The 5430-nt window shown below is 65.1% G+C and carries 3 protein-coding genes; 1 reads left to right on the forward strand and 2 read right to left on the reverse strand.

Going from position 1 to position 5430, the window contains the following annotated elements; translation table 11 throughout:
• Both AC1DYI_RS25290 and AC1DYI_RS25295 read right to left on the reverse strand, forming a co-directional pair.
• Window positions 1-332: hypothetical protein (locus AC1DYI_RS25290; RefSeq protein WP_477206894.1), on the reverse strand; the 332-nt coding region annotated here is incomplete at its 3' end.
• 17 nt (window positions 333-349) lie between these two features.
• Window positions 350-3079, reverse strand: coding sequence for an RICIN domain-containing protein (locus AC1DYI_RS25295; protein ID WP_477206895.1), 2730 nt, complete (start codon window positions 3077-3079; stop codon window positions 350-352).
• A 401-nt stretch (window positions 3080-3480) separates the two neighbouring features.
• On the opposite strand from AC1DYI_RS25295, the gene AC1DYI_RS25300 reads away from it, so the two are divergent.
• Window positions 3481-5220: a right-handed parallel beta-helix repeat-containing protein gene (locus tag AC1DYI_RS25300; RefSeq protein ID WP_477206896.1), complete on the forward strand. Its 1740-nt coding sequence runs from the start codon at window positions 3481-3483 to the stop codon at window positions 5218-5220.
• The last annotated feature ends 210 nt before the right edge of the window (window positions 5221-5430 follow it).

Here is a 5430-nt window from a genome sequence, read left to right on the forward strand (position 1 = left end):
GCTTCGAGGTAGGTGCCCGATGCGCCGCCGAACGAGAGGATCGGCTTGCCGCCGGCCGCCTGAAAGTTCGTGATGTCGGTCAGGCCAGCGCCGCTCATCAGGTTCTCGAGCCCGCCGCCCAGCGTGCAGCCGCCACCGGAGATGCCGAAGGCCATCGTCGCGCCCATCACGCCGCCGTTGTTCTTGGCCTCCATCAGGGAAGCGGGCGTGTAGCCGCCCCAGTAGGCCCAGGCCTCGAAGTAGGGCGCCACCGCGGTGGCGGCGTTGGCGCCCATCGGCAGCAGCGTGGCCAGTGCGGCTGCAGCCGCCAGAGTCTTGAGTTTGCGGGTCATCAGATGCTCCTTGAAGTTCATTGAGCCAAGCGCGCGACCACGGATTGCGAGTTCGCGGCGTTGCCCCGGTTGTTCAGCACGTGGGTGATTTCGCCGACGCCGCCGAGCGACAGCGTCGTCATGTTGTGGAACTGCACGCCGCCCGGCGTGGGCGCTTCGATGGCGCTGTTCAGCTTCACGCTGTTGTTGGCCGAGAAGTAGCAGTACACGCCCAGGCCCCAGGCCTCGTGCGAGCTGACACCGTTGCCCAGCTTGTAAGACGCGAAGCCGTTGACGCCGCCGTCGCCGATCCAGCTGCCCTGGTTGGGCACGTCGTACGGTGCTTCGCTCTGGTAGAAGTAGACGCGGCCTCCGTTGCCGTTCCACAGCGTCTGGTACTTCTGGTAGTGCTCGACGAACAGGCCGTACATCGTCACGTTGGCGCCGTTGACGACCAGGCCGTTGTCGGCGGTGTTGACGTTCCAGCCCACACCGTGCGAGTGGTCGCCGCGCCAGATCCACAGGTCGTCGCCGATCACGTTCGAGCTGTTGACCTGCAAGCTGACCGTCGCCTTGCCGACCGCCGCACCGCCGACGCGGAAGAACACGTCGTGCAGCGAGCTGGGGTTGGCGGCGTGGCTGGCGTTGCTGCCGCTCGGGCCCATCTCCATCAGCAGCGGCGAGTTGGTTTCGCCGGCGTCGATCAACAGACCAGCGACCTTCACGCCGTCGACATCGGCCACCTTCAGTGCAACGGTGCCGCTGTCGGCCTGCAGCGTGGCCAGGCCCAGGCCCAGCAGCACGGTGTTGGCGTTGTTGACGCGGATCGGCTCACTCAGGTGATAGACACCCGGCGTGAACAGCACATGCTTGCCCTTGCCCAAGGCCTTGTTGATCGTCGCCGCCGTGTCCTTCGACGATTGGGCGATGTAGAAGCTCGACAGCGCAAGTGTCTGGCCTGCGGGGCTGCCGCCGCCCCACGTCGTGCTGCTGCTGTTGCTGCGCAGAGCAGGAACGAACACCGCGTACTTGGTGCCCGTCCACTTGAGGAACGGCTTCTCGCGCACCACCGGTGTCTGGTTCAGCGTGGTGTACGGCGGGTTGGGCCAGTTGCTCGTGACCGGCGCGCCGGCCGTGCCGACGAACACCATGTTCCAGCCCGAGCCCGTCCAGCTGCCGATCTGCGAATTGCGCGTCAGCCACTGCTGCTGGCCRCCTGAGTTGACCTGGTTGTCGATCTTCGAATCGGCGATGAAGCCGCCGCTGGACCAGCCACCGTCGTCGAGCACCATGTTGCCGCGCACATGCATGCGGCGGAAGGGCGCAGCTTGTGACACCGCCCACTTCTCGGTGCCGCCGTTGGGCACCACGGCCAGGTTCTCGGCCATGCGCCAGAAGTTCTGCGTCGCGTTGCCACCGAACCAGCCGGCGTTCGACTCGACCGTGCCGGTGATGGTGGTGTCGTCCGGCAARGTGCCCAGGCCTGAGACCTGGGTGTAGAAGCCGACGCGCACGTTCGCGTTGTAGCTGCCGGGCTTGAAGAGCAGGGCGTAGCGCTGGGTGCCGAACTGGTTCGACTCCTGCGAGCTGAACACGCCGTCGACCTGCGATTGGATGCTGCTCGCCGGCATCGTCGGGTCGAACACCAGCACGTTCGGGCCGAACGGTGAACTGCCCGCACCTCCCTTGGGGTTCAGCTGCCAGCGCTGGTTGGCCGAGCCGGCACAGTCCCACTGCTGGATCTCGGCGCCTGGCACCTTGCTGTTGTCGACCACGTCGAGGCAGCGGCCGCTGTGCTTGGCGCGCAGCGCATAGCCGGTGCCGTCGGCCGTGATGTCGAAGCGCTGGTTGTCGCTGTTGCCCGCCGTCCATTGCTGCACGCGGGCGCCGTTGGCCAGCGACTTCTCGGCGACATCGAGCACCTTGCCGCTGTTGGCGTTGGTGATGCGGTAGCTGCCGCCGGCATCGCCGACAAGCTCGAAGTTCTGCGACGCGGCTTTCTTGTCGCACGTCGACTGCTGGGCCTTGGCGCCGTTGTCGGGCGAGGCTCCGGCGATGTCCAGGCAAAGGCCCGACGAGACGGCCGTGGCGTTGTACAGACCGATCGGCAGCGCCGAGGTGTTGGTGCCACCGCGCGGGTAGAGCAGGAACTGCTGTGCCGCCGAGCTGTTGCAGGTGTACTGCTGGATGTTGGCGCCATCGGCACCGGAGCCGCCGGCCACGTCGACGCACTTGCTGCTACCGACATTGACCAGCGCGTAGCGGTTGCCCTGCGTGCGCTCGAGGCGGAATTTCTGTGCCGCAGTGCCGCTGTCCGTCAACTGCTGGATGTTGGCGCCATCGGCGTTCGAGCCACCGGCCACGTCCATCGCCTTGCCGCTGTTGGCGTTGAGCAGCTTGTAGACATCGGGCGAGGTCTCGACGATGTCGAAGGCCTGCGCCAAGGTGCCGTTGCAGCTGTACTGCTGGATGTTCGCGCCATCGGCCTTGCTGGCACCGGCCACGTCGATGCACTTGCCGCTGTTCGCATTCACCAGCACGTAGCGCGTGGCACCGGGCAGCACGGCGCTGAGCCCCTCTGCCGCACTGTCGGCCTCGTTCGTCGCAGCTTCCGTTGCGGCCGAGGGCTGTGTGCGCTCTTCAGCCTGCGCGGCATCGCTCTCGCCGCCACCGCAGCCGGCGACGATCCCGCTCGCTGACGCGGCCATCAAGGCCAGCAGAGACAGGGTGGCGCGGTGCAGCGCCGATGACTTGGATGGGGTGCGCATACCTTCCTTCATGACGGCGTCGCGAGAACCTCCCGGCGACGACCTTGGCGACGATCGCGGCGCAGTCTATCGACGCACCCGGAAGGTGACCACTGGGTAATACCAATCAAAGCCCAGTAGAACCGTTTCCATCCCTAACTCACTGATTAATTTGTCTATTTCAACCCTGAAATCAGCTACATGCGGATACCACTTTCGGTAGTCGCCCTGATCGAAAGCCGTTGACGGCTGGCGTGGGCGGTGCGCTCCGTGCCGCATGTGCGGCGGGCAGCCTGGCCCCATGACGCCGACTGACAGGACTTTCGGCCAAGGCGCATGACGCCGAGTCTTCTTAGCATCCGGCCCCATCCCAACGACCGGTGACGACCGTCATGCCAATTCACTTTCGTCCTTCCCGCCTGTTGGCTGCTTTGGGCTGCCTGCTGCTGCAATGCCTGCCGCTCACGGCTGCCGCCGAGCAGTACTACGTGGCCGAGTCCGGCAGCGATGCCAACCCGGGCACCAGCACGAGCGCGCCGTGGCGCGACCTGACCACGGCGGTGCGCCGACTGAGCGACGGCGACGTGCTGACGGTGCTCGACGAGTACCACGTGACCGTGCCGGTCAAGATCAACAAGCGCGCCATCAAGGCGCCGATCACCATCAATGCCCTGGCGACAGGCATGAGCAAGCAGCGTCAGATCATCTGCGCGCTGCCTGACACCGACACAGCATGCATTCGCATCGAGAACGCCAGCCAGGTGGTGTTGTCGGACCTTCGCGTCGAAGGCTCGCGGTCGCCCAGGGCGTCACTGGTGTATGCGCAGAACAGCGACAACATCCGCGTGACGGGCGGTGACTTTCGCAATGCCGGCGTCTACGGCATCTGGCTCGACGGAAGGCAACCTGCCGACCACGACTACACGATCGAACACAACCGGTTCGTCGACAGCGGAAACAACCCGATCTACCTGCTCAACACCGTCGGATTGAAGGTGACCGACAACAACATCGACAAGGTCAGCGCGGGCGACGGCATCGTGCTGGTCGACGTGTTGAATGCGGACGTGATCCACAACACCGTTCGCAACCTGCTTCAGGTCGTGGGCCTCAACGGCCGCGACGGCATCAAGATCCGCCCCTCCGAAAACGTGCTGATCCAGGACAACTGGGTCGAGACGGTGACCGGTACCGGCATCTACCTGATCGGGCCCTATGGGGGATCGAAGCGACACAAAAACATCCGGATCCTCCACAACACGGTGACCGACGCCGCGCGCGTCAACATGGGCAAGCCCGACCCGGATTGCATCGGAGGCAAGTGGCCCTCGGCGCTGAACGCCAGCCGGGTCGACTATGTGACCCTTCTGGACAACACGGTCTACAACAACTACGGCGAAGGGATCGCGCTGAACCACGCCACGCAGGGCACCGTGCGGCGGAACCACGCGCACGACAACTTCGGCGTCAACATCTACCTGAACAACGCTGCCCACATGCTGGTCGATCGCAACGATGCGATCAACAACCCCGACCTGACCGCCTACTACCGCTGCCGGGCGCCCGCCACGGGCATCAGCATGGCCAACGAGACCTTTGGAGAAGAAGACAACTTCGTCGCGCTGGAAGTCATCCAGCTGAGCAACAACATCCTGGTCAATGGGCGGCACGGCATCAACTTCTTCTGGAAGGCAGAGGGCGGGCTGTACCACCCCGGCGGTCTGAGCAACGTGCACATCCTCAACAACACGGTCTACCGCTCGTGGAAGACCATGCTGGAGATCATCGACACCGACATGCATGCCGAGAACGAGATCCAGAGCAACATCTGGGTGCCCGGTGCGGACACGATCACGGCAGCTTCTGTCCCGACGCTTGGCTTCGACTGCCGCGCCAACCTGTGGTGGGCGTCCGGGTCGTTGAGTTCGTGCACGAGCCTGAACGACGTGGTCGCCGATCCGCGGTTCGTCCAGCAAGGCGCGTTGAAGCCCGAGGGCTACAAGATCGCCTACGGTTCGCCGGCCATCAATGCCGCGTCGTATACCGAGCCCGAAGCCGTGCGCACCTCGGCCCACGGCTGGTGGGACTACTTCGGCACGACGCGCACGGAAGACGATCCGTGGGACATCGGCGCCCACGAGTACAGGAAGAAGGCGCGCTGAAAGGCGGGGGCTGGCGCGCCCCTGTCAGCAGTCATCGGCGAGGCGCAGGGGCCTTTGGGCAGCGGCACAATGGCCCCGATGCAGACCACCGACCGATTGATCCTGCGGCGCCCCACGGCCGCCGACGCAGACAGCGTGTTCGCCATCTACGGCGATCCCGCCACCAACGTCTTCAACCCCTTCGGGCCGCACGCCAATCTCGAAAAATCG

Source organism: Ideonella sp. P3_A4 (genome assembly GCF_056403075.1).